Raw genomic sequence first — 20,774 nt, forward strand, 5'->3', positions numbered from 1 at the left:
AGTTGGGCCGAAGGCTATCCTTCGGCCCAGATCAATCAGCGGAACAACGACAGGATGTTCTGCGGGGCCTGGTTGGCAATCGAAAGCGACTGCGTCGCCAGCTGCTGCTGAACCTGCAGGGCCTGCAACCGGGCCGAGGTCTCCTCCATATCGGCATCCACCATCGAGCCAATGCCAGACTTCAGAGAGTCAACGAGGTTCGACACAAAGTCCTTCTGCACCTCGATGCGCGACTGCGATGTACCGAAATCAGCGGCCGCTTGAATGGCGGTCTGCGTCAGACCCTCGATTGCACTCAGCGCAGCTTCGGCACCGGCACCAGTTGACACATCAATGTCGCGAAGCAGTTCCAGACCACCGCCTGCCGTTCCGCCACTGGCAGTTGTCGTTGTTGTGGTGATGCTTGCCGTGGTTCCATTCGTGATCTTGACCCCCGGGTTCGCACCCGTTGTATCAAGTTCTGCACTGACAGATACGCCCGCTTTCTTCGCCTCAAAGTTCAGGCGATCTACAAGTCCTTTGGCAATATCCGTCGTCGAATCGCCATCACGGGCCACATAAGAAATGGCGTTGGTGATGCCCGCAAAGCCGGCAATCGCATAGGTGTCGCCGGCCAGAACCTTGTTTCCACCACGGGCCGCAGTTGCCGTATCGCCGACGATAGAGATTGTGCCCGAAAGACCAGCGGCGATCGCACCGGCACCAGTCACCGCCGCACCCGCGAGGTCAGTTCCGCCACCAGCCACGCGCGCCTGCGTGCCCAAGTCAGCTTTTGCCACCGAAATGTTCGAGGATTTCACGCCGCCCGAACTGCGATCAAGCGAAGAGAGGATATCGACCTGCGAGGAGTTCAGAATCCCCGCGCCCGCCCCGGTATTGCCAACGATCTGCGTGACCGTCGCACCGCCCTGACGGTTCGACAGCAGGTTCAGACCGTTGAATTGGGCTGCCCCGACGATCGATCCGATTTGATCACGCAATGCCGACACATCTGCCTGGATCTTCGTGCGATCCACGTTGGCTTCTTGCGACGCGACGATTTTGCCTTTGATTTCAGTCAGCAAGTCAGTGATCTGTTCCGAAGCAGACCGGGCCACCGCGATGGTCGAGGACCCCAGCGACAAACTGTCCGAAATGCCGGCAAAGCCTTTCACGTCGGATTCCATCGTTTTCGAGATGGCCCAGACGGCCGCGTTTTCCTTTGCCGTTGATACCGACTTGCCGGTCGAGATCTCATTCTGGACAGAGGCCATGTTCTTGTTGATCGACTTCATGGTCTGCAGTGCAACCATTGCGCCATTGTTGGTAAGGATCGAAGACATATGTGGTTCCTTCACTATAGCCGCTGATTTCGCAGCTGGGTTCGCCGTCATGTGACGGTTTGAAGGGCATTCTTGCCGTTACCGCTTGGGTTTTCCGCGGTGCCACCCCAACCTTGGGGCGCTAAGGTCATCTGACCCCTGAATTCCTAACTGGCCGTGAATCCGACTGCGCCACACACCAATTATTTGAGCTAAATCAGGCACGTCTCCCGTTATTGCTATGCGCTGTCATCAAAAACGTTGCGCCTTTGGAATCATAGGTGGTCAACCCATTGGCCGCCTTGGTAATCTCGCGGATGCGGGCTTGGGCGAGCTTGATGCCTGACAAAGCAGCGGCCAGACAGGCATTGTTGCGCGTTGCCTTTTGACGAATTCGGGCTGCATCCGCCGCCCAAAGCACTTCTGACCCGGCCAGTGCTTGCTCCATAGCGTCGGACAGGCCAGGCAAATCGTCATAGCGCCCGCTCAATATGGCGTTGTACTCGGCATCAAGCAGCTCAATCAAATGCTCAGGCATGTTAAGCCTCCTCTGCTTTGACAAGCGATCGAAAGATCGACTCGGCCAAGCCAACCCCACCCTTTTCTGTCAGCGCCGCGGCCTGTGCCTGGCGCAGGAATGAGTTGAACTGCTCTTCGCCGATTCCCCCAGCGAAACTATCAGGCTGGGTTTCCAACCCGATGTGATTCAGCATTTCCGCAAGAAAAGCTGTCTCAAGCTCTTTGGCCTTTTCCATCAGTCTCTGAGGCCGATCAGAAAGGGCGGGGCCAATTGCAAGTTCCATAAAACACTCCGTTCTTTGCATGAATTGTCACCACTATCGGTAAATTCGGTAAACAGCCGGTAAGTATTTCTGGTGTTTGTTGGCCTGAACGAACACCAAAGCGGATTGCAGAATGCAAATCTTGACAGACACCGTCAGACAGCCTGCGAAGGTGGATCGTCCTGAAACAGACGATGCGGGCAAAGCCGATTTCTCATTTGAAGTGTCCTTGCTTGATGGGCCCTCGGAACGACCCGATGCACCTTTCAGCACCCCCTTTTCCGTGTCGATCTCCTCATCGGCCAGCGCCCCATTCGAGAGCGAAACAGCCGCGCCTGCGCGCAGGGTGCAGCAATCAGACATGGCGCTTGATGAAAAAAAGCCCTCGGATTCGGCTGACCGGCCTCGGTGCCGAGGCATGGTGATTTCCCAACAACACCCCCCGCATCCAGACAATCAATTTGTGGAACCTGGTGCCCCGACCACATTCGAACCGGCAGGAGCAAAGAGCATTGCGCTTCAACCCGCGCCCCTAATGACGGTCACGTCAAATAATCCGCTTGGTTCTGCTGCGGCCTTGCCGGTCACAGAACTTGCGCCAGAGAAGTTGGGCTTGGCACCGACTATGCCCGCATCGCGCTCGCTTGGCACACTCAGCCCAAACCAGTCTTCTGCACCCCCCGATACCTTCTCTCCGTCCGAATCCTCACGCCACACACCCTTGCAGAAACACCTCGCGGCCCCTTTGGTAGCCGAGGCTCCCGAAAATTCCAGCTCCCGCCTTGCGCCCGATGAGGTATGTTTGCTCCCTCCCAAAACGACATCCGCGCCTCAATTGCTGGCCGAGACGCCAACTGCACAACATAGTCTGCAGTCGCCACCGCAGACTGCACGATTGTCGAACTTGCCCAACACAATCCTTCAGTCAGCACCCCTTCAGATCAACATCTTGGCCCGTCCCGCTTCCGCACACGCTTCCCTGACGCCACAGAATGAGGTCGTTCTTCACGATGATGCCACATCCCCCACCTCGCTTGAATCGACCGCAGCAGACGTTTCATCACGCGATCGGTTGCGCGAACCAATTCCCCATACCCCACGACCGGGCCCTGCTGCCGTATCTGGCACAACTGCACCGCTGATTTCGGCCTTCAGGGCAGACAGCACACCGGACGACAGCATCGTACCCCTACATCCAAAAGAGATAGAGCAAGTCACAGGGGCTACACTGCCGAACTTAGCGCTCAATTCAGTTTTGTCTGACTTGACGGACAGGCAAGCTATGCCACCGCGCTATACCTCTCCCGCCACACAAGCAGCACAGGGCATTGTGCTTGCGGCCCAAGACAAAACGGCACCCACCACCGAACTGACCCTCTCACCAGAGGAATTGGGGAAAGTGCGTTTTGAAATCACCTCTCAGGATGATCGGCTGGCCGTTCGGCTTTTTGCCGAGCGCCCTGAGACGTTGGATTTGCTGCGTCGCCAAAGTGATTTGCTGTTGGCTGAACTTAAGCAAGCCGGCTACGCGCAAAGCTCGCTCTCCTTTGGCGCATGGAGCCAAAATCGCAACACCGCTTCAACCTCACACAACCAGACTTCGACGACAGAGATCGGCGACGAACAGGTGCCAGACTCCACCCCGCTAACAAAGTCCCTTCCGCTCTTGGTTTCGGGGCGACTTCACATCAGGCTATGACAGGAACCCCTATGGACATCACACAAATCACTGCGGCAAGTCAAAGTGGCAAGACCGTCGCGAGCAGCAGCGCGCTGTCCTCAGATTTTGAAACGTTCTTGAAGATGCTGACGACACAGATGCAAAACCAAGACCCTCTCAACCCGATCGAAGCATCGGACTACGCCGTGCAACTCGCGACGTTTTCGAATGTCGAGCAATCCGTCCGCACCAATCAACTGCTGGAGGCGATGCAGCAGCAGTTTGGGGTTCTGTCAATGTCGCAACTGGCAGGCTGGGTTGGGCAAGAGGCAAGGGCTGCAGGGCCTGTTCATCTGGTCGGGCAGCCCATCACTCTCTCCGCCAATCCGGCCGCGACAGCGGACAGGGTGATGCTGGTTATCCGTGATTCCGCAGGCACAATCGTCTCGCGTGAGGAAATGCCGGTTTCGGCCGATGCCTATGAATGGATACCTCTTGATGCCACCGGCGCGCCGTTGCCCCAGGGACTTTATACGATCACCGCAGAAAGCTATTATGGCGACTCGCTTCTGATGACGAATGATGTCGAACATTACGCCCGTATCCTTGAGGCGCGTGGCGGGTTGAACGGCACAAGGCTGGTTCTGTCAGGTGGGGTTGAAATTGCCGCGACCGATATCACCGCATTGCGGGTGCCCACCACGCCATGAAGCCTAGATAAAGGTGCCAATCCAGACCCCAATCGCCACCAACGCAACTGCCCCCACCACCCGACGCACCCCCCGCCAAGGCGAAGGTTGTGGCGGTGGGGGGCCAGAGTCAGCCTGACGGATCAAAGCCTGCTCGACCATGCGGGGCAATCTGGGGCCAAAGCGCGCCAACACCCGTGCCGTTTTCGCAAGATCGTTCAGAACCGCGACCGGACCAATGCTCTTGCTGATGTAACCTTCTACAATCGGCTTGGCCACTTCCCAGATATTGATACGGGGGTCCAGACCGCGCGCCACGCCTTCCACCACCACCATCGTGCGTTGCAGCAAGATCAGCTCGGTCCGCGTTTCCATCCCGAAACGTTCTGTAACTTCAAACAGATAGGCCAGCAGGCGTGCCATACTGATGCGGCTGGCATCCATCCCGAAAATCGGCTCTCCCACGGCGCGCAAGGCGCGGGCGAATTCGTCGATATCACGGTCGGCGGGCACATAGCCTGCCTCGAAATGCACTTCGGCCACGCGGCGATAATCCTTGCGGATAAAGCCAAACAGGATTTCAGCATAGACACGGCGCGTATATTCGTCGATCCGCCCCATGATGCCAAAGTCATAGGCGATGATATCCCCGTTGGCCGCGACCTTCAGGTTTCCCTGATGCATGTCGGCGTGAAAAAAACCGTCGCGCAAGGCATGGTTCAGAAACAACTGCAAAACCCTTGCGCCCAAGGCACGGCGATCAAGCCCTGCCGCATCGATGGCCGCGTTGTCTTTCAAAGAAAACCCTTCGGCCCAGCCAAGGGTCATCACCGTGCGGCCCGACAGATACCAGACGGGTTCGGGCACCCGAAAACCCTCATCCTTGGCGGTATTGGCCGCGAATTCCGAGGCCGCACTGGATTCAAGCCGAAAATCCAGCTCGCCCATAACGACGCCCTCGAAATGCGTGATCACATCCATAGGGCGCAGGCGTCGGGAAGAAGGTGCAATAAATTCAATAGTTTGCGCGGCCAGATAGAACGCATCGATATCCTTGCGGAAAGCGCGCTCTATGCCTGGCCGCAGCACTTTGACCGCCACTTCCTCTCCGGTGCCCAGCAAACGTGCCCGGTGCACCTGCGCGATAGAGGCGGCGGCCACGGGTTCGGAAAACTCACTGAAAATCTCGCTGACGGGCAATTCAAGCTCGTCCTCGATCATCTTCATGGCGATGGCCGTGGGAAAGGGGGGAAGTTTGTCTTGCAGATATTTCAACTGCTCGGCCAGTTCGTCGCCCACAATATCAGGGCGGGTCGAGAGGATCTGGCCGAATTTGATATAGGCCGGGCCAAGGGCCGTAAGGGCGCGGGTGGCCGGGGGGAGGGCGGGGTCGCCTTTGAGCCCTAAGGGCTTGAACGGCCAGCCTAAAATGCGGGCAAGGATTCGCAGGCGGGGGGGGGCGCGAAAGGCCTCGAGCACCACGCCGATGGCGCCGGTGCGTTCCAGCGTGGCAAGGGTGCGGATCAGCCGCCAGATGTTGTGAGGACCACGCAAATCAGATCTTCCAGCCAGAGTGAAGGGCCGCTATGCCCATGGAAAGATTGCGATATTTGACTTGGCCAAAGCCTGCTTTGCCGATCATCGCGGCGAATGTGTCCTGATCCGGGAATTTGCGGATGCTCTCTACCAGATATTGATAGCTGTCACGATCACCCGCAACGATCTGGCCCATCACCGGGATCACGTTGAACGAGTAAAGATCATAGGCTTTCTGCATCAGATCATTCGGAATCTGGCTGAATTCCAGCACCATCAACCGCCCGCCGGGGCGCAAGACGCGATAGGCCTCGGCCAGGGCATCGGCGATGCGGGTCACGTTCCGAATGCCAAAGCTGATCGTGTAAACGTCGAAGCTTTTGTTTTCAAAGGGCAAAGCCATCGCGTCGCCAACAACCCAATCCAGATTGCCCGCCAGCTTTTCTGCCTCGGCCCGCTGACGCCCCGCCACCAGCATGGATTCCGTCATATCGCAGACGACGGCACTGGCCGAAGGGGCGCGACCGATGAAACGAAAGGCGACGTCGCCGGTGCCGCCTGCTACATCTAGTAGGCGTTGGCCCGGTCTTGGGGCCAGCCAATCCATCATCGCATCTTTCCAGACCCGGTGGATTCCCATCGACATCAGATCGTTCATCACGTCGTATCTGCTGGCCACGCGGGTGAAGACGCCATGCACCATTCCGGCTTTTTCCCCTTCGGGAACAGTCTGATAGCCGAAATGGGTGGTGCTGTTGGTATTCTCGGTCATGGGCCTTGCCCTTTTGTCATCCAGTGCCTTCTTATAGGGCGCAAACCGCGCGCTGCAATGCGTCGCCCTGTCCGAAACCATATGTCACCCCCGGTGCACCCCCTGTACACCCCCCGTGCAGACAGGGGGCAGCCGCCAAGGAAGCCCTGATGCCAGAACTGCCCGAAGTTGAAACCGTCCGCCGCGGGCTGGAACCGGTGATGACCGGCCAGATCATCGAGCGGGCCGAGGTGAACCGTGACGGCCTGCGCTGGCCGTTTCCGCCCCGGATGGCCGAGCGGCTGACGGGGGCGCGGGTGGTGCAGTTGCGGCGGCGGTCGAAATATATTCTGGCCGATCTGTCCACCGGCGAAACCGCGCTGATTCATCTGGGCATGTCGGGGCGGATGCTGATCTCGGGCGTGATGCAGGGCAGCTTTCACCACGACCACCCTGCCCCGCAAAAGCATGACCATGTCGTGTTGCACATGGCAGGTGGGGCGCGGGTGACGTTCAACGATGCCCGCCGCTTTGGCGCGATGGATTTGCTGGCCACCGAAACGGCCGAAAGCCACCCCCTGCTGGCGGTGCTGGGCCCCGAGCCTTTGGGCAATCAGTTTGACGAGGCCTATCTGAAGGCGCGACTGAAGGGAAAGGCCAGCCCGATCAAATCGGCCTTGCTGGACCAGCATCTGGTGGCCGGTCTGGGCAATATTTATGTGTGTGAAGTGCTGTTTCGTGCCGGCATTTCGCCCAAAAGACAGGCGGGCCAGATTTCTGCCGCGCGCGTGGCCGCCATGGTGCCGATCATTCGTCAGGTCTTGGCCGAGGCGATCGAGGCCGGGGGCAGCAGTCTGCGCGACTATCGCCAAGCCGATGGTGAACTGGGGTATTTCCAGCATGTTTTTCAGGTTTATGACCGCGAAGGCCAGCCCTGCCTGACCCCCGGATGCAGCGCCAGCATCAGCCGGATCGTGCAATCGGGGCGGTCGTCCTTTTATTGCCCGCAGTGTCAGCGATGATTGCTGCGCCTTGTCATCTGTATATTTGATGCTAGGAGTCACCGCGACGTGAACCGCAGGGGAAGCTGCTCATGGCCTATGAAACGCTGGTCGTCGAGGTTGAGGATTATGTCAGCCTTATCCGTTTGAACCGACCCGATGCGCTGAATGCGCTGAACGCCAAGATGATGACCGAACTGGCCGAGGCGATGACGGCGGCCGATGCCGATCCGAACACCCGCTGCATTGTGCTGGCCGGTTCGGAAAAGGCCTTTGCTGCGGGCGCAGATATCAAAGAAATGGCTGACAAGACCTATATCGAGGTCTTGTTCGACAATCTGTTCACAGCCGAAGCCGAAGCGATTGCCAAGGTGCGCAAGCCGACGATTGCGGCGGTTTCCGGCTATTGTCTGGGCGGCGGCTGCGAATTGGCGATGATGTGTGATTTCATCATTGCCGCCGACACGGCCAAGTTTGGCCAGCCCGAAATCAATCTGGGCGTGGTGGCGGGCCTGGGCGGCACGCAGCGCCTGACGCATCTGGTGGGCAAGTCAAAGTCGATGGACATGCATCTGACCGGCCGCTTCATGGATGCCGCCGAAGCCGAGCGTTGCGGTCTGGCCAGCCGGGTTTTTCCGGCCAAGGATCTGATGCCCGAGGTGATGAAGATCGCCCAGAAGATCGTGGAAAAGTCGATGGTCACGGCGATGATCGTCAAGGAATGCGTGAACCGGTCACAAGAAGTGCCGCTGTCCGAAGGTCTGCTTTATGAACGCCGCGCCTTTCACGCGCTGTTCGCGACCGAGGATCAGAAAGAGGGCATGGCGGCATTTCTGGAAAAGCGCCAGCCGCAGTTCCGCGACAAATAACATCTTTTCTTTGGCGGGGCTTTGCCGTATAGGCCCTGCCTACATGCGCGTGGGCCCGCTTGGCAAGAATCGACTCCGTTCTGATGAACGGTGCCTTGGGTCTTTGCGTGCAACAGTGAAACACAAAGACCGAAAGAATCGAGACGCCCATGGCCAATACCGATCAGTCCAAAAAACGCGCCCGCCAGTCGGAAGCCAAATATGCCGTGAACAAGGCCCGCCGTTCGCGCATCCGCACCTATCTGCGCAAGGTTGAAGAGGCGCTGGCCTCGGGCAATGCCGATGCTGCTGCCGAAGCCCTGAAAAACGCCCAGCCCGAGCTGATGCGCGGTGTGACCAAGGGTGTGATCCACAAGAACACCGCCTCGCGCAAAGTGTCGCGTCTGGCCTCTCGCGTGAAGACGCTGGCCACCAAGGCCTGAGCGAGAATCGCTAAAAGCTGTCAAGGGCGTCCCGGTAAAATGGGGCGCCCTTTTGCTTTGGCAGGCGCGACTCTGCGGAATTGCAGGCGGGCCGTTGCCAATTTGCCAATGGCCCCCGGATTCGGATGAAGCATTGATGTGTCAATATCAGAGTTCGGTTGCAGAGGCGTGATCTGGCTTGCTAGCTTGACCGGGCGATTCACATCGTCTTGGGGGACATGACGTGATGTGAAACGAAAACCCGATCTGGTTGCTGCCAGTTTCCGATTGGTGTTTTTGTTTTGTATCAAAGGGTTATGCAGTCTGCGGGGGAACTTCCGCATAAGATGGCAAGGTGCCGGGCATTTGTTCGGGGCAACCTTTTTGCGTTCTGTCCTGCGCTTTTGCAGGCCAATGCATGATGCTGCCGCTGGCGGTGTCATGCGGCTGTGTCCGGGGATGTGCGCATGACGAATGTGGGTTGGTTGCCGTCATCTATGGCAGCGCCGTGGTGAAGACAAAAAGAGAAACAGGTCCAGAGAATGACGAACGACGCGTGGGGGCAGGTCCGGGAGCAGTTGATCAAGCGGGTGGGCAAAAACAACTACACGACCTGGATCGAACCTCTGCGCATGTCGGGCTTTCAAAACGGCGTGGCCCGGTTTGAAGTGCCCACAACCTTTTTTGGCGATTGGGTGTCGCGCAATTTCTCGGACCACATTCGGGGGCAATTGACCGAAGCCGGCACGCCGGTGGACCGGATTGAATTTGCGGTGGCCAGTGCGGGGCCGATTGCCGCGCCACGGGTTGCCGCCGCTGTGCCCAAGGCAGCGCCGGTGCGGGCGCGGGCCGCGGGGGCCGAAGAGATCAGCGGCGCGCAGCTTGAACAGCGGTTTACCTTTGAGTCGTTCGTTGTGGGCAAGCCGAATGAGCTGGCCCATGCCGCCGCGCGCCGTGTGGCCGAAGGGGGGCCGGTGACGTTCAACCCGCTGTTCCTGTATGGTGGCGTGGGGCTGGGCAAGACCCATTTGATGCATGCGATTGCGCATGAATTGCAGGTGAACCGGCCCGAATTGCGGGTGCTGTATCTGTCGGCCGAGCAGTTCATGTATCGCTTTGTGCAGGCGCTGCGCGACAAGCAGATCATGAATTTCAAGGAATTGTTCCGGTCTGTTGATGTGCTGATGGTGGATGACGTTCAGTTCATCGCCGGCAAGGACAGCACGCAGGAAGAATTCTTCCACACGTTCAACGCGCTGGTTGACCAGAACAAACAGATCGTGATTTCGGCCGATCGCGCGCCCGGAGAGATCAAGGATCTGGAAGAACGGATCAAAAGCCGCCTGCAATGCGGGCTGGTGGTTGATCTGCACCCGACGGATTACGAATTGCGTCTTGGTATCCTTCAGGCCAAGGTTGAGCATTACCGCGCCCAGTATCGCGGGCTTGAACTGGCGCCGGGGGTGCTGGAATTTCTGGCCCATCGGATCACCACCAATGTGCGGGTTCTGGAAGGCGCGCTGATGCGTCTTTATGCCTTCGCCTCGCTGGTTGGGCGGCCGATTGATCTGGATCTGGTGCAGGAATGTTTGTCTGACATTCTGCGCAGTTCGGAAAAGCGGCTGTCGATCGAGGAAATCCAGCGCAAGGTGGCCGAGCATTACAATGTGCGCCTGTCCGACATGATCGGCCCCAAGCGTCTGCGCACGATTGCCCGGCCGCGTCAGGTGGCGATGTATCTGTGCAAACAGCTGACCAGCCGGTCTTTGCCCGAAATCGGGCGGCGTTTCGGCGGGCGCGATCACACCACGATCATGCATGGCATTCGCAAGATCGACGAATTGATGGCAGGCGACAGCCAGATGGCCGATGACGTGCAGCTTTTGAAGCGTTTGTTGCAAAGTTGACGGAACCCAAGGGCCTGCCTGGGTGTTGGGGCGGGTCATGGTTCGCGGGGCGGGCCAATCAGGGGCCGCTATGATGTATGATCGCCAAGAAGCGTTGGACCTGTCGCGGTGCCGGGTTGCGTTGATTGTGAACGGCAAGGCAGGCAAGCGCGACGCGCAAGATCGGTTGCATAAAATTCGAACCACGCTGGAGCCTGTGGTGGGCGAACTGATGCTGTGCCCGGTGCGCAAGGGGGCCGAGATTGCACCAGCCGCGCGGGCGGCGGTGGCGCAGGGCGCCGATGTCGTGGCCGCGCTTGGGGGCGATGGCACGCAGGCCGCTGTGGCCGGGGCCTTGGTGAACAGCGGCGCGGCGATGGCCGTTTTGCCCGGCGGCACGTTCAACTATTTTGCCCGCGAATTGGGGGTGGAAACCATGGACCAAGCCCTTGACGCCTTGATGCGCGGGCAGGTGTTGGCGCGTGATGTGGGGCAGATCAATGACCGCATCTTTTTGAACAATGCCAGCATTGGCCTGTATCCGCATATTCTGGCAAGCCGTGAGACGATTTATCGCCGCTGGGGGCGCAGCCGGGTGGCGGCCTATTGGTCGGTGCTGGTGGGGCTGCGCAATCTGCGCCGGCCTATGCGGTTGCAGGTGGCCAGCGAAGGGGAGCTGCGTGAATTTGTGACGCCGATGGCCTTTGTCGCCCGCAGCGCGTTTCAACTGGAAAGTCTGGGGCTTGACGGTGCAGAGGCCGTCAGGAACGGCCAGTTCGCGCTGTTTGTGGCGCGCGGGCAGTCCCGCCGGGCCTTGATCGCGGCCTCGGTCAGGTTGGCGATGGGGCGGATGGCGCGGGGCGAGGATTTTGACCTTGTGGTGGCCGATGGCTTTCAGATTCAGACAACGCAAAAGCGCAAGCGGGTGGCTTTGGATGGCGAACAGGGCCGTTTGAGTGCGCCTTTGTCATTGCAGGTGTTGCGCGGCGCCCTGCGGGTGATTGCGCCCGTTGACACCGCCAAGGCGGCCCTGGCCGGGACACCGGCCGTATGACCCGGCTGGTGCATCTGACGGATCTGCATTTCGGGCATGAACGGGCCGATCTGGTGCAGCCCTTGATGGCCGCCATCCGCTGCGCCGAGCCGGATCTGGTGGTTGTGTCGGGTGATCTGACGCATCGGGCGCGGGCCGGGCAGTTTCGGGCGGCGCGGGCGTTTTTGCACGCGCTGGATCTGCCGTTTCTGGCCACCCCCGGCAATCACGACATGCCGCTGATCAACCTGCCCCTGCGGATTTTGGCGCCGTTTCGGCCTTGGCGCCGGGGGGTGGCCCAGGGCCTGACGCCTCGGCTGCGGATCGGTTGTGCCCATATTGCCACGGCCAATACGGCCGACCCATGGCGGTGGCGGCGGGGTATCTTGCGCCGGGCGGATCAACGGCAGGTGGCCGATTTCATGCGCGCCCGCCCGCATGAGGCGATCGGGGTGCTGGCCTGCCACCACCCCCTGCGCGAACCCGCCGGGTTCGAGCGCGGCGAGACGAAGGGGGCCAGGGCCGGGCTGCCCGCGCTGGCACGGGCCGGCGTTCAGGTGGTGTTGTCGGGGCATTTGCATCATTGGGATGTCGGGCTGGGCATCACCGCAGATCAGCCGCAGCCTGTGTTGATGGTGCAAAGCGGCACGGCGCTGTGTGGCCGGGACGGAGAGCGCCACCATGGTTTTGCCGTGCTGGATCTGACACCCGGTCAGGCCAAGGTGACGCCTTGGCTGGTTGATGAAGCGCGCCGGATGTTTGCGCCGCGGGACCGGCGGGTGTTTTTGCGCCAGGATGGGCTGTGGCATCTGTCGCCGCAGCCGTGATCTGCGGCACAGTTGCGACATGGCGGCCACCCTTGGGCCCAAGCGGGCCTGCCAAGGGCGGGGGTGCCCTTGACCTTGGCGCCAAAGCCCCACAATGTCGGCGGAAATACTTGTGAACCGGTGATAACCGGGTAAAGTCGGCGTCCCTGTGACCCGGCTTAGGGGATGGAAGAATGAAGCTCTCGATCGAACGCGGCACGTTGTTGAAGGCGCTGTCTCAGGCCCAATCCGTTGTGGAGCGCCGCAACACGATTCCGATTCTGGCCAATGTGCTGATCGAGGCCGAGGGCGACAAGGTTTCGTTCCGCGCCACCGATCTGGACATCGAGGTGCTGGACCGCACGGCCGCAGTTGTGGAACGCGCCGGGGCGACGACGGTTTCGGCCGTGATGCTGCACGAAATCGTGCGCAAATTGCCGGATGGCGCGCTGATCTCGCTGAGCGAAGACCCGGCCTCGGGGCGGCTGACGATTGCGGCGGGGCGGTCGACCTTTAGCCTTGCGACGCTGCCCAAGGAAGATTTCCCGGTGATGGCAACGTCGGAATATTCGTCGAATTTCTCGGCCCCCGCGCCGGTGCTGCGGCGGCTGTTCGACAAGGCGAAATTCGCCATCTCAACCGAAGAAACCCGCTATTATCTGAACGGCGTTTATTTCCATGTCTCGACGGGCGAAGATGGCCCGGTGCTGCGTGCGGTGGCGACCGATGGTCACCGGCTGGCGCGGATTGATGCGCCGCTGCCCGAAGGCGCCAATGGGATGCCGGGTGTGATTGTGCCGCGCAAGACCGTGGGCGAATTGCGCAAGCTGCTGGATGATGACGAGGCGACGATTGCGGTTTCGGTTTCGGAAACCAAGGTGCGCTTTGCCACACCGGCGATCACGCTGACGTCAAAGGTGATCGACGGCACTTTCCCCGATTACACGCGGGTGATTCCGGTGGGCAATACCCGGCGGCTGGAGGTGGATGCCAGCGAGTTCGCCAAGGCGGTGGACCGGGTGGCCACGGTGTCGAGCGAGCGGAGCCGGGCGGTGAAGCTGTCGCTGGATGAGGATCGGCTGGTGTTGTCGGTGAATTCGCCCGACAGCGGCGCGGCCGAGGAAGAACTGGCCGTGGCCTATGGCGACGAGCGGTTGGAAATCGGGTTCAACGCGAAATATCTGCTGGAAATCGCCAGCCAGGTTGATCGTGAGAATGCGGTGTTCATGTTCAACTCATCGGGTGATCCGACGCTGATGCGCGAAGGCAATGACACAAGCGCGATCTATGTGGTCATGCCGATGCGCGTGTGATCAGGCACGGCGCGGGGGGCTGTGGCCCCCAAAGGCATGGGCCGCGCCGGTTTTCCGGATGCGTGGATGACATGGGCCGGGACAAAGGGGCGCTGCCGTGAGCGGGCTGGCGATCACCGCGCTGCAATTGTCGCATTTTCGCAGCCACCGCTTGACGCGGCTGGAATTTGACGGGCGGCCCGTGGCCATTTCCGGGCCGAACGGTGCGGGCAAGACCAATATTCTTGAGGCGGTCAGCCTGCTGTCGCCGGGCCGGGGGATGCGGCGGGCGGCGGCCGAAGATCTGGCGCGGCAGCCCGAAGGCCTGGGCTGGAAGGTTTCTGCCGGGCTGCGCGGGCTGACGGGTTTGCATGATGTGGAAACCGGGGCCGGGCCGGGCGAGCCGCGCGCGGTGCGGCTGGATGGCAAGGCGGCGACGCAGGCCATGCTGGGTCAGGTGGCGCGGGTTCTGTGGCTGGTGCCCTCGATGGACAGGCTGTGGATCGAGGCGGCAGAGGGCCGGCGGCGGTTTCTGGACCGCATGACGCTGAGCTTTGTGCCTGATCATGGCGAGGCGGTGCTGGCCTATGAAAAGGCCATGCGCGACCGGAACCGTTTGCTGAAAGATCAGGTCAGCGATGCCGCCTGGTATGGCGCGCTGGAAAGCCAGATGGCCGAGGCGGCCGAGCGGATCGGCGCGAATCGCCGGGCGGCGGTGGCGCGGTTGATGGCGGCGCAGCACGGGTCCGAAACGGCCTTTCCGCAGGCCGATCTGTCGATCGAGCACCCGGAGGGCGAGATTGCCGACTGGGCGCGGGCCTGGGCCGAGGGGCGGCGGCGCGATATGGCGGCGGGCCGCACCTTGGCCGGGCCGCATCGGGTGGATCTGGGCGCGGTCTTTGCCGCCAAGGGTGTGGCGGCGGCGCAATGTTCCACCGGAGAGCAGAAGGCGCTGCTGATCAGCCTGATTCTGGCCAATGCGCGGGCATTGGCGGCCGATCTGGGGCGGGCGCCGATTGTCTTGCTGGATGAGGTGGCCGCGCATCTGGATGAGGGCCGCCGGGCGGCGCTGTATGATGAAATCTGCGCCTTGGGGGCGCAGGCGATCATGACCGGAACCGAGCCCATGCTGTTTGACAGTTTGGGCGAAAGGGCGCAGAGCTTGGCCATTGTGGACGAAGCCGGCGTGTCGAAAGTGGTGGCGTGATGGACCAGCGTGTGACCCTGATCACCCTTGGTGTGGCCGATCTTGCGGCGGCCAAGGCGTTTTACGCAAGGCTGGGCTGGGCCCCGCGGGATGGCAACGATCAGGTGGCCTTTTATCAGATGAACGGCATGGTTCTGGGGCTGTTTGGCAAGGCCGATCTGGCCGCCGATCAGGGGCGACCGGGGGCCGATCTGGGCACGGGCGCAATCACGCTGGCGCAGAATTTCGCCACCGAGGCCGAGGTGGATGCGGCCTATGACGCGGCTTTGGCTGCGGGCGGCACGGGGCTGAAGCGGCCTGAAAAGGTGTTTTGGGGCGGCTATTCCGGCTATTGGGCCGACCCAGATGGCCATGTGTGGGAAGTGGCGATGAACCCGTTTTGGCCGCTGGCAGCCGATGGCAGCCTGACCTTGCCGGAGTAGATCATGACCATCACCCTGCATCAGTTGGCGCTTTACGCGCTGGCCATGGTTGGCCTGTGGGTGGTGCCCGGCCCGGTCTGGGTGGCGCTGACGGCGCGCGCGCTGTCGGGCGGCATGGCCGGGGCCTGGCCGCTGGCCGTTGGCGTGGCCTTGGGCGATCTGATCTGGCCGTTTTGCGCGATCATGGGGCTGGCTTGGGTCTTTTCGGTTTATGGCGATTTGCTGGGGCTGATGCGCTGGATCGCGGCGGGCGTGTTCATCGTGATGGGGGTGCTGCTGATCCGCAAGCCCCCCGTCACACCGGGCCGCGACAGCCGCCTGACCAAGCCGGGTGTCTGGGCCGGGTTTTCGGTGGGGGTGGCGGCGGTGATCGGCAACCCCAAGGCGATTTTGTTCTATATGGGGTTTCTGCCGGGGTTCTTTGACCTGAGCCGGGTGGGCCCATGGGATATTGCCGCCATTCTGGCGGTTTCGGCGCTGATCCCGATGCTGGGCAACCTTGGGCTGGCGCTGTTTTTGCACCGCGCGCGGCAACTGCTGCAAAGCCCCGAGGCGCTGCGGCGGCTGAACATCGGCAGCGGGGTGCTGCTGGTGTTGGTGGGGCTGGTTATTCCCTTTACCTGAGCCGCTAAATCTTGTGGCCAAGGGGTGACATTCCCTGCCCCAAACGCTATAAATCGCGGGCAAAACAAAGGGTGCATGGCACATGGCCGAAGAAGCCAAGAAACCCGCTGAATACGGCGCGGATTCCATCAAGGTTCTTAAGGGGTTAGAGGCGGTTCGCAAACGCCCCGGAATGTATATCGGTGACACCGACGACGGGTCGGGTTTGCACCATATGGTCTATGAAGTCGTCGATAACGGGATTGATGAGGCGCTGGCCGGCCATGCCACGGCGGTGACGGTAAAAATCCATGCCGACAGCAGCGTGTCGGTGCGTGACAACGGGCGCGGGATTCCGGTTGATATGCATGCCGAAGAGGGCGTGTCGGCGGCCGAAGTGATCATGACGCAGCTGCATGCGGGCGGAAAGTTCAACAACACCGATGAGGGCGGCAATGCCTATAAGGTGTCGGGCGGTCTGCATGGCGTGGGTGTGTCGGTGGTCAACGCGCTGTCGGAATGGCTGGAGCTGACCGTCTGGCGGGATGAGACTGAGTATCGCGCGCGGTTTGAACATGGCGATTGCGTCGAACATGTGCGCGCCATTGGCCCGGCACCGGGCATGCGAGGCACCGAAGTGCGGTTTCTGGCCTCGGCCAAGACCAACCGGCCGGATGGCACGTTTTCGAATCTGGACTACAGCTTCAAGACGCTGGAAACCCGGTTGCGGGAACTGGCCTTTCTGAATTCGGGCGTGCGGATCATCGTTGAGGATGAGCGCCCCGCCGAACCCCTGCGCACCGAGTTGTTCTATGAAGGTGGCGTGCGGGAATATGTGAAATACCTGGACCGCTCGAAATCGTCGATCATGGCCGAGCCGATCTATATGGTGGGCGAGCGGAACGGGATTGGCGTTGAAATCGCCATGTGGTGGAATGACAGCTATCATGAAAATGTGCTGCCCTTTACCAACAACATCCCGCAGCGTGATGGCGGCACCCATATGGCGGGCTTTCGGGGCGCGCTGACCCGCACCATCAACAGCTATGCCCAGACCAGCGGCATCGCGAAAAAGGAAAAGGTGGATTTCACCGGCGATGATGCGCGCGAGGGCCTGACCTGCGTGTTGTCGGTGAAAGTGCCTGATCCGAAGTTTTCCAGCCAGACCAAGGACAAGCTGGTGTCGTCGGAAGTGCGGCCCGCGGTCGAGAACATGGTGAACGAAAAGCTGTCGGAGTGGTTTGAAGAAAACCCCGCCAATGCCAAGATCATCGTGGGCAAGATCATCGAGGCGGCGCTGGCCCGCGAAGCGGCGCGCAAGGCGCGCGAGTTGACGCGGCGCAAGACGGCGTTGGATGTGGCCAGCCTGCCGGGCAAGCTGGCCGATTGTCAGGAACGCGATCCGGCGAAATCCGAAGTGTTTCTGGTTGAGGGTGACTCGGCTGGCGGGTCGGCCAAGCAGGGCCGCAGCCGCGCCAATCAGGCGGTGTTGCCCCTGCGCGGCAAGATCCTGAACGTGGAACGCGCGCGCTTTGACCGGATGCTGGGCAGCCAGGAGATTGGCACGCTGATCACGGCGCTTGGCACCGGGATCGGGCGTGACGAATTTGACATCAAGAAGTTGCGTTACCACAAGATCGTCATCATGACCGATGCCGATGTGGATGGCGCGCATATCCGCACGCTGCTGCTGACCTTTTTCTTCCGGCAGATGCCCGAGCTGATCGAGGGCGGGTATCTGTATATCGCGCAGCCGCCGCTGTATAAGGTGGCGCGCGGGAAATCCGAGGTTTACCTGAAGGATCAGGCGGCACTGGATGATTACCTGATCGAGATGGGGATCGAGGGCGCGGTGCTGCGGCTGCAATCGGGCGAAGAGATCGCCGGGGCCGATCTGGCACGGGTGATTGAAGGCGCGCGGCAGTTCCGCCGGGTGCTGGAGGCCTTTCCGACCCATTACCCGCGCCAGATTCTGGAACAGGCCGCTTTGGCCGGGGCCTTTGATCCGGGCCGGGCGGATGCCGATCTGCAACTGGTGGCCGATACGGTGGCGCGGCGTCTGGATACGGTTGCCCTGGAATATGAGCGCGGCTGGACGGGCCGCATCACGCAGGATCACGGCATCCGCCTGAGCCGCGTCTTGCGCGGGGTAGAGGAATTGCGGACGCTGGACGGGGCCGTGTTGCGGTCGGGCGAGGCACGGCGGCTGAGCCAGGTGGCGGCATCGACCAAGGATGTTTACCGCGACCCGGCGCGTCTGGTGCGCAAGGACCGTGAGCAGATGATCCACGGGCCGATCGACCTGTTGAAGTCGATCCTGGCCGAGGGCGAAAAGGGCCTATCGCTGCAACGCTATAAGGGCTTGGGCGAGATGAACCCGGAACAATTGTGGGAAACCACATTGGACCCCGAGGCGCGCACCCTGTTGCAGGTGAAGATCGACGATCTGGCCGAGGCCGATGACATCTTTACCAAGCTGATGGGCGATGTCGTGGAACCGCGGCGCGAGTTCATTCAGCAAAACGCGCTGAATGTAGAGCATCTGGACACCTGACTTGGCGTGTGACAACCTGCGCGCTTGCCCAAAAGCTTGCGCGCAGGGGATGCCGAATTTCTGTGCCCAGTGGGGAATGGCAAAGATCGTTTGCCTTGACTGCAAACGGATCGGCACCAAGAACGGGCTTGCGCCTGCCATCCCGCGCTTTGCCACGGAACACCAGATCAAAGACTGGAACAGGGTTGGCCGTGCCGGGCAGATCCGAAGGCCATAGGCCAGCATCCAGTCGCCAAGGAACTACCCCTCGAAGCGTCATGGATCACAGCGTGTCGGCGATCAGGCGGGCGATGCTTTATGAGACCGTGAAGGCGACGTTGGACGGTATGACGACGAGGTGCGCAAGCCTGACAATACCGCTTTTCCCGGCCGAGACCGATGGCTTTGCACCCCAGGCTGACAGGGGTTTAGGCCTGCAAGCTTTTGAACATGCGACAGCGAACGACAACGAGCCCCTAGCCCGGAGGCAGCCGCGACTTTAGCGGGTTTGATCGAGAAGGTGATCTTGCTGTCAAATCCAGATGCGCCGGGCGGGCAGGTGATAGAGATTTTCAGGGAATGAGATGCGATCTTGGGGCTTGCTCCCAGCGGGGACAGGATTTGAACACTGTTTGTCGCGATACTGCTGCCGTTCCAAAGCTGTCTTACCTTGCGTCGTTTCACTTCCTCGAAAGCAGCAAACCACGGGGTCAAAGAGATTTTTGGGAGACAGCGCCGGATGATGAAAGGGCTAAGGATCTTAGCCCCGTCCAGCCACCCCGCGCTGATAGGTTTCAAGGGCCGCCAAAAGGGCCGCACCAGTGGGAAGGTTGGCCCGCAGGCAAACCTCTTCCCACACGGCCGCAAAGGGCAGGTCGCGCAACTCCTCGGTCAGCACCAGCCTTGCGGTGAAATCGCCCGCCGCCTCGATCGCCTTTAACCGCGCTTGTGGCAACAAAAGCGCCCGCAGCAGGGCCTTTTGCATATTGCGCACGCCGATCACCCAAGCCGCTGTCCGGCTGATGGTGGCATCAAAGAAATCGAGGCCAATATGGGTCTTGCCTAACAGGCCAGCAAAGACCAATTCCTGCGCCATTTGCAGAATATCGTCGTTTTGCAGGATCACATGGTCACTGTCCCAACGCATCGGGCGCGAAACATGCAGCAGTAATTCCGGCACTGACAGTGCCACCGCGCTGAGTTTGTCGGCGATGTTTTCGGTGGGGTGGAAATGGCCCATATCCAGACACAGCAATATCTGCTTGCGGATCGCATAGCCTAGATAAAACTCGTGGCTGCCGACGGTGCAGGCCTCGACCCCGATGCCGAACAGCTTGGATTCCACGGCATCGCGCAGATGGTCATGTGGGGTTGTCAGCATCGCATCAAGTGACGCATCCAGCCGTTGCCGCGCGGCCATACGGTCCACCGGAATGTCCTTATACCCGTCCGGCACCCAGATGTTGTTGACCACGGGCGAGCCCAGCGCCGCCCCCATCTGTGACGCAATCTCGCGTGAGCGGCGGCCATGTTCGACCCAGAAATCACGAATGCCCTGATCGGGGTGCGACAAGGTCAGGTTGTCATCGGCGCGGGCGTGGGCAAAGAAGGTTGGGTTGAAATCCAGCCCCAGACCATAATCGCGCGCCCAATCCACCCAAGGGGCGAAATGACGGTATTCAATCGCGTCGCGGTCTGGCGACTCGTCCGTATCCAGATAGCAGGCATGCAGGTTCAAACGGTGCTTGCCCGGCAGCAAGCCGTAGGAAAACTCCAGATCGGCGCGCAGCTCTTCGGGGGTGCGGGCGCGACCGGGATGGTTGCCGGTGGCCTGAATGCCGCCCCCCGAGGTGCCGGAAGTGCGTTCAAACCCGCGCACATCATCGCCCTGCCAGCAATGCACCGAGATCGGTATCTGCAATAGCGCCGCAATCGCACTTTCCGTATCCACGCCCCAATCGGCAAAGCGGGCCTTGGCGGTTTCATAGCTCATAACAGCCCC

Annotated in this window: 19 protein-coding genes; 13 read left to right on the plus strand and 6 right to left on the minus strand. The window is 60.8% G+C overall.

Features of this window, described 5'->3' with window-relative positions; genetic code table 11:
• Positions 1 to 35: 35 nt before the first annotated feature.
• The 3 genes from V3C85_RS12875 to V3C85_RS12885 form a co-directional block, all read right to left on the minus strand.
• Positions 36 to 1,373 (minus strand): flagellin, encoded by a 1,338-nt coding sequence (locus tag V3C85_RS12875; RefSeq protein WP_331795502.1) that lies wholly within the window; start codon positions 1,371 to 1,373, stop codon positions 36 to 38.
• Between the two features lie 145 nt (positions 1,374 to 1,518).
• On the minus strand, positions 1,519 to 1,839 hold the full coding sequence (locus tag V3C85_RS12880; RefSeq protein WP_331795503.1) for a flagellar protein FlgN: 321 nt from the start codon (positions 1,837 to 1,839) through the stop codon (positions 1,519 to 1,521).
• Position 1,840: 1 nt separating this feature from the next.
• Positions 1,841 to 2,056: a rod-binding protein gene (locus V3C85_RS12885; protein WP_331795504.1), complete on the minus strand. Its 216-nt coding sequence runs from the start codon at positions 2,054 to 2,056 to the stop codon at positions 1,841 to 1,843.
• A 169-nt stretch (positions 2,057 to 2,225) separates the two neighbouring features.
• Between V3C85_RS12885 and V3C85_RS12890 the strand changes: the two genes are divergently transcribed.
• A complete protein-coding gene (locus V3C85_RS12890; RefSeq protein ID WP_331795505.1) occupies positions 2,226 to 3,782 on the plus strand; it encodes a flagellar hook-length control protein FliK in 1,557 nt (518 codons plus the stop codon).
• 11 nt (positions 3,783 to 3,793) lie between these two features.
• A complete protein-coding gene (locus V3C85_RS12895) occupies positions 3,794 to 4,453 on the plus strand; it encodes a flagellar hook capping FlgD N-terminal domain-containing protein (RefSeq protein WP_331795506.1) in 660 nt (219 codons plus the stop codon).
• 3 nt (positions 4,454 to 4,456) lie between these two features.
• Here the strand turns inward: V3C85_RS12895 and ubiB are convergent, their stop codons facing one another.
• Together ubiB and ubiE are read right to left on the minus strand one after the other, a co-directional pair.
• Complete coding sequence (gene ubiB, locus V3C85_RS12900) at positions 4,457 to 5,986, minus strand: 2-polyprenylphenol 6-hydroxylase (protein ID WP_331795507.1); 1,530 nt, start codon at positions 5,984 to 5,986, stop codon at positions 4,457 to 4,459.
• Position 5,987: 1 nt separating this feature from the next.
• Positions 5,988 to 6,740, minus strand: coding sequence for a bifunctional demethylmenaquinone methyltransferase/2-methoxy-6-polyprenyl-1,4-benzoquinol methylase UbiE (gene ubiE, locus V3C85_RS12905; RefSeq protein WP_331795508.1), 753 nt, complete (start codon positions 6,738 to 6,740; stop codon positions 5,988 to 5,990).
• A gap of 149 nt (positions 6,741 to 6,889) precedes the next feature.
• Between ubiE and mutM the strand changes: the two genes are divergently transcribed.
• The 11 genes from mutM (at position 6,890) to gyrB (ending at position 18,793) form a co-directional block, all read left to right on the plus strand.
• Entirely contained in the window at positions 6,890 to 7,741 is an 852-nt protein-coding gene (mutM, locus tag V3C85_RS12910; protein ID WP_331795509.1) for a bifunctional DNA-formamidopyrimidine glycosylase/DNA-(apurinic or apyrimidinic site) lyase, read from the plus strand.
• A gap of 71 nt (positions 7,742 to 7,812) precedes the next feature.
• A complete protein-coding gene (locus tag V3C85_RS12915; RefSeq protein ID WP_331795510.1) occupies positions 7,813 to 8,589 on the plus strand; it encodes an enoyl-CoA hydratase-related protein in 777 nt (258 codons plus the stop codon).
• Between the two features lie 149 nt (positions 8,590 to 8,738).
• Positions 8,739 to 9,011: a 30S ribosomal protein S20 gene (rpsT, locus tag V3C85_RS12920; protein ID WP_331795511.1), complete on the plus strand. Its 273-nt coding sequence runs from the start codon at positions 8,739 to 8,741 to the stop codon at positions 9,009 to 9,011.
• A gap of 521 nt (positions 9,012 to 9,532) precedes the next feature.
• Complete coding sequence (gene dnaA / locus V3C85_RS12925) at positions 9,533 to 10,897, plus strand: chromosomal replication initiator protein DnaA (protein WP_331795512.1); 1,365 nt, start codon at positions 9,533 to 9,535, stop codon at positions 10,895 to 10,897.
• Positions 10,898 to 10,967: 70 nt separating this feature from the next.
• A complete protein-coding gene (locus V3C85_RS12930; RefSeq protein ID WP_331795513.1) occupies positions 10,968 to 11,930 on the plus strand; it encodes a diacylglycerol/lipid kinase family protein in 963 nt (320 codons plus the stop codon).
• Positions 11,927 to 12,736: a metallophosphoesterase family protein gene (locus V3C85_RS12935; RefSeq protein WP_331795514.1), complete on the plus strand. Its 810-nt coding sequence runs from the start codon at positions 11,927 to 11,929 to the stop codon at positions 12,734 to 12,736. Before V3C85_RS12930 ends, V3C85_RS12935 begins: the two co-directional genes overlap by 4 nt.
• A 173-nt stretch (positions 12,737 to 12,909) precedes the next feature.
• Positions 12,910 to 14,028: a DNA polymerase III subunit beta gene (dnaN, locus tag V3C85_RS12940; protein ID WP_331795515.1), complete on the plus strand. Its 1,119-nt coding sequence runs from the start codon at positions 12,910 to 12,912 to the stop codon at positions 14,026 to 14,028.
• 97 nt (positions 14,029 to 14,125) lie between these two features.
• Positions 14,126 to 15,214, plus strand: coding sequence for a DNA replication/repair protein RecF (recF, locus tag V3C85_RS12945; protein ID WP_331795516.1), 1,089 nt, complete (start codon positions 14,126 to 14,128; stop codon positions 15,212 to 15,214).
• Positions 15,211 to 15,636 (plus strand): VOC family protein, encoded by a 426-nt coding sequence (locus V3C85_RS12950; RefSeq protein ID WP_331795517.1) that lies wholly within the window; start codon positions 15,211 to 15,213, stop codon positions 15,634 to 15,636. Before recF ends, V3C85_RS12950 begins: the two co-directional genes overlap by 4 nt.
• 3 nt (positions 15,637 to 15,639) lie before the next feature.
• A complete protein-coding gene (locus V3C85_RS12955; protein WP_331795518.1) occupies positions 15,640 to 16,260 on the plus strand; it encodes a LysE family translocator in 621 nt (206 codons plus the stop codon).
• Positions 16,261 to 16,342: 82 nt separating this feature from the next.
• Positions 16,343 to 18,793 carry a DNA topoisomerase (ATP-hydrolyzing) subunit B gene (gyrB, locus tag V3C85_RS12960; RefSeq protein ID WP_331795519.1) on the plus strand — a complete coding sequence of 817 codons (2,451 nt, stop codon included), beginning with the start codon at positions 16,343 to 16,345 and terminating at the stop codon, positions 18,791 to 18,793.
• Positions 18,794 to 19,532: 739 nt separating this feature from the next.
• Here the strand turns inward: gyrB and V3C85_RS12965 are convergent.
• Positions 19,533 to 20,765, minus strand: a complete 1,233-nt coding sequence (locus V3C85_RS12965; protein ID WP_331795520.1) for an L-rhamnose isomerase — start codon at positions 20,763 to 20,765, stop codon at positions 19,533 to 19,535.
• Between the last annotated feature and the right edge of the window lie 9 nt (positions 20,766 to 20,774).

Source organism: Pseudotabrizicola sp. L79, from assembly GCF_036553525.1.
Taxonomy (GTDB): domain Bacteria; phylum Pseudomonadota; class Alphaproteobacteria; order Rhodobacterales; family Rhodobacteraceae; genus Pseudotabrizicola.

What these genes read in the sequence shown, in the direction of transcription:
- V3C85_RS12875 (WP_331795502.1), bottom strand. Translation starts at nt 1,373, where the DNA reads ATGACGGCGAACCCAGCTGCGAAATCAGCGGCTATAGTGAAGGAACCA.
- V3C85_RS12880 (WP_331795503.1), bottom strand. Translation starts at nt 1,839, where the DNA reads ATGCCTGAGCATTTGATTGAGCTGCTTGATGCCGAGTACAACGCCATA.
- V3C85_RS12885 (WP_331795504.1), bottom strand. Translation starts at nt 2,056, where the DNA reads ATGGAAAAGGCCAAAGAGCTTGAGACAGCTTTTCTTGCGGAAATGCTG.
- V3C85_RS12895 (WP_331795506.1), top strand. Translation starts at nt 3,794, where the DNA reads ATGGACATCACACAAATCACTGCGGCAAGTCAAAGTGGCAAGACCGTC.
- ubiE (WP_331795508.1), bottom strand. Translation starts at nt 6,740, where the DNA reads ATGACCGAGAATACCAACAGCACCACCCATTTCGGCTATCAGACTGTT.
- mutM (WP_331795509.1), top strand. Translation starts at nt 6,890, where the DNA reads ATGCCAGAACTGCCCGAAGTTGAAACCGTCCGCCGCGGGCTGGAACCG.
- V3C85_RS12915 (WP_331795510.1), top strand. Translation starts at nt 7,813, where the DNA reads ATGGCCTATGAAACGCTGGTCGTCGAGGTTGAGGATTATGTCAGCCTT.
- rpsT (WP_331795511.1), top strand. Translation starts at nt 8,739, where the DNA reads ATGGCCAATACCGATCAGTCCAAAAAACGCGCCCGCCAGTCGGAAGCC.
- dnaA (WP_331795512.1), top strand. Translation starts at nt 9,533, where the DNA reads ATGACGAACGACGCGTGGGGGCAGGTCCGGGAGCAGTTGATCAAGCGG.
- V3C85_RS12930 (WP_331795513.1), top strand. Translation starts at nt 10,968, where the DNA reads ATGATGTATGATCGCCAAGAAGCGTTGGACCTGTCGCGGTGCCGGGTT.
- V3C85_RS12935 (WP_331795514.1), top strand. Translation starts at nt 11,927, where the DNA reads ATGACCCGGCTGGTGCATCTGACGGATCTGCATTTCGGGCATGAACGG.
- dnaN (WP_331795515.1), top strand. Translation starts at nt 12,910, where the DNA reads ATGAAGCTCTCGATCGAACGCGGCACGTTGTTGAAGGCGCTGTCTCAG.
- V3C85_RS12955 (WP_331795518.1), top strand. Translation starts at nt 15,640, where the DNA reads ATGACCATCACCCTGCATCAGTTGGCGCTTTACGCGCTGGCCATGGTT.
- gyrB (WP_331795519.1), top strand. Translation starts at nt 16,343, where the DNA reads ATGGCCGAAGAAGCCAAGAAACCCGCTGAATACGGCGCGGATTCCATC.
- V3C85_RS12965 (WP_331795520.1), bottom strand. Translation starts at nt 20,765, where the DNA reads ATGAGCTATGAAACCGCCAAGGCCCGCTTTGCCGATTGGGGCGTGGAT.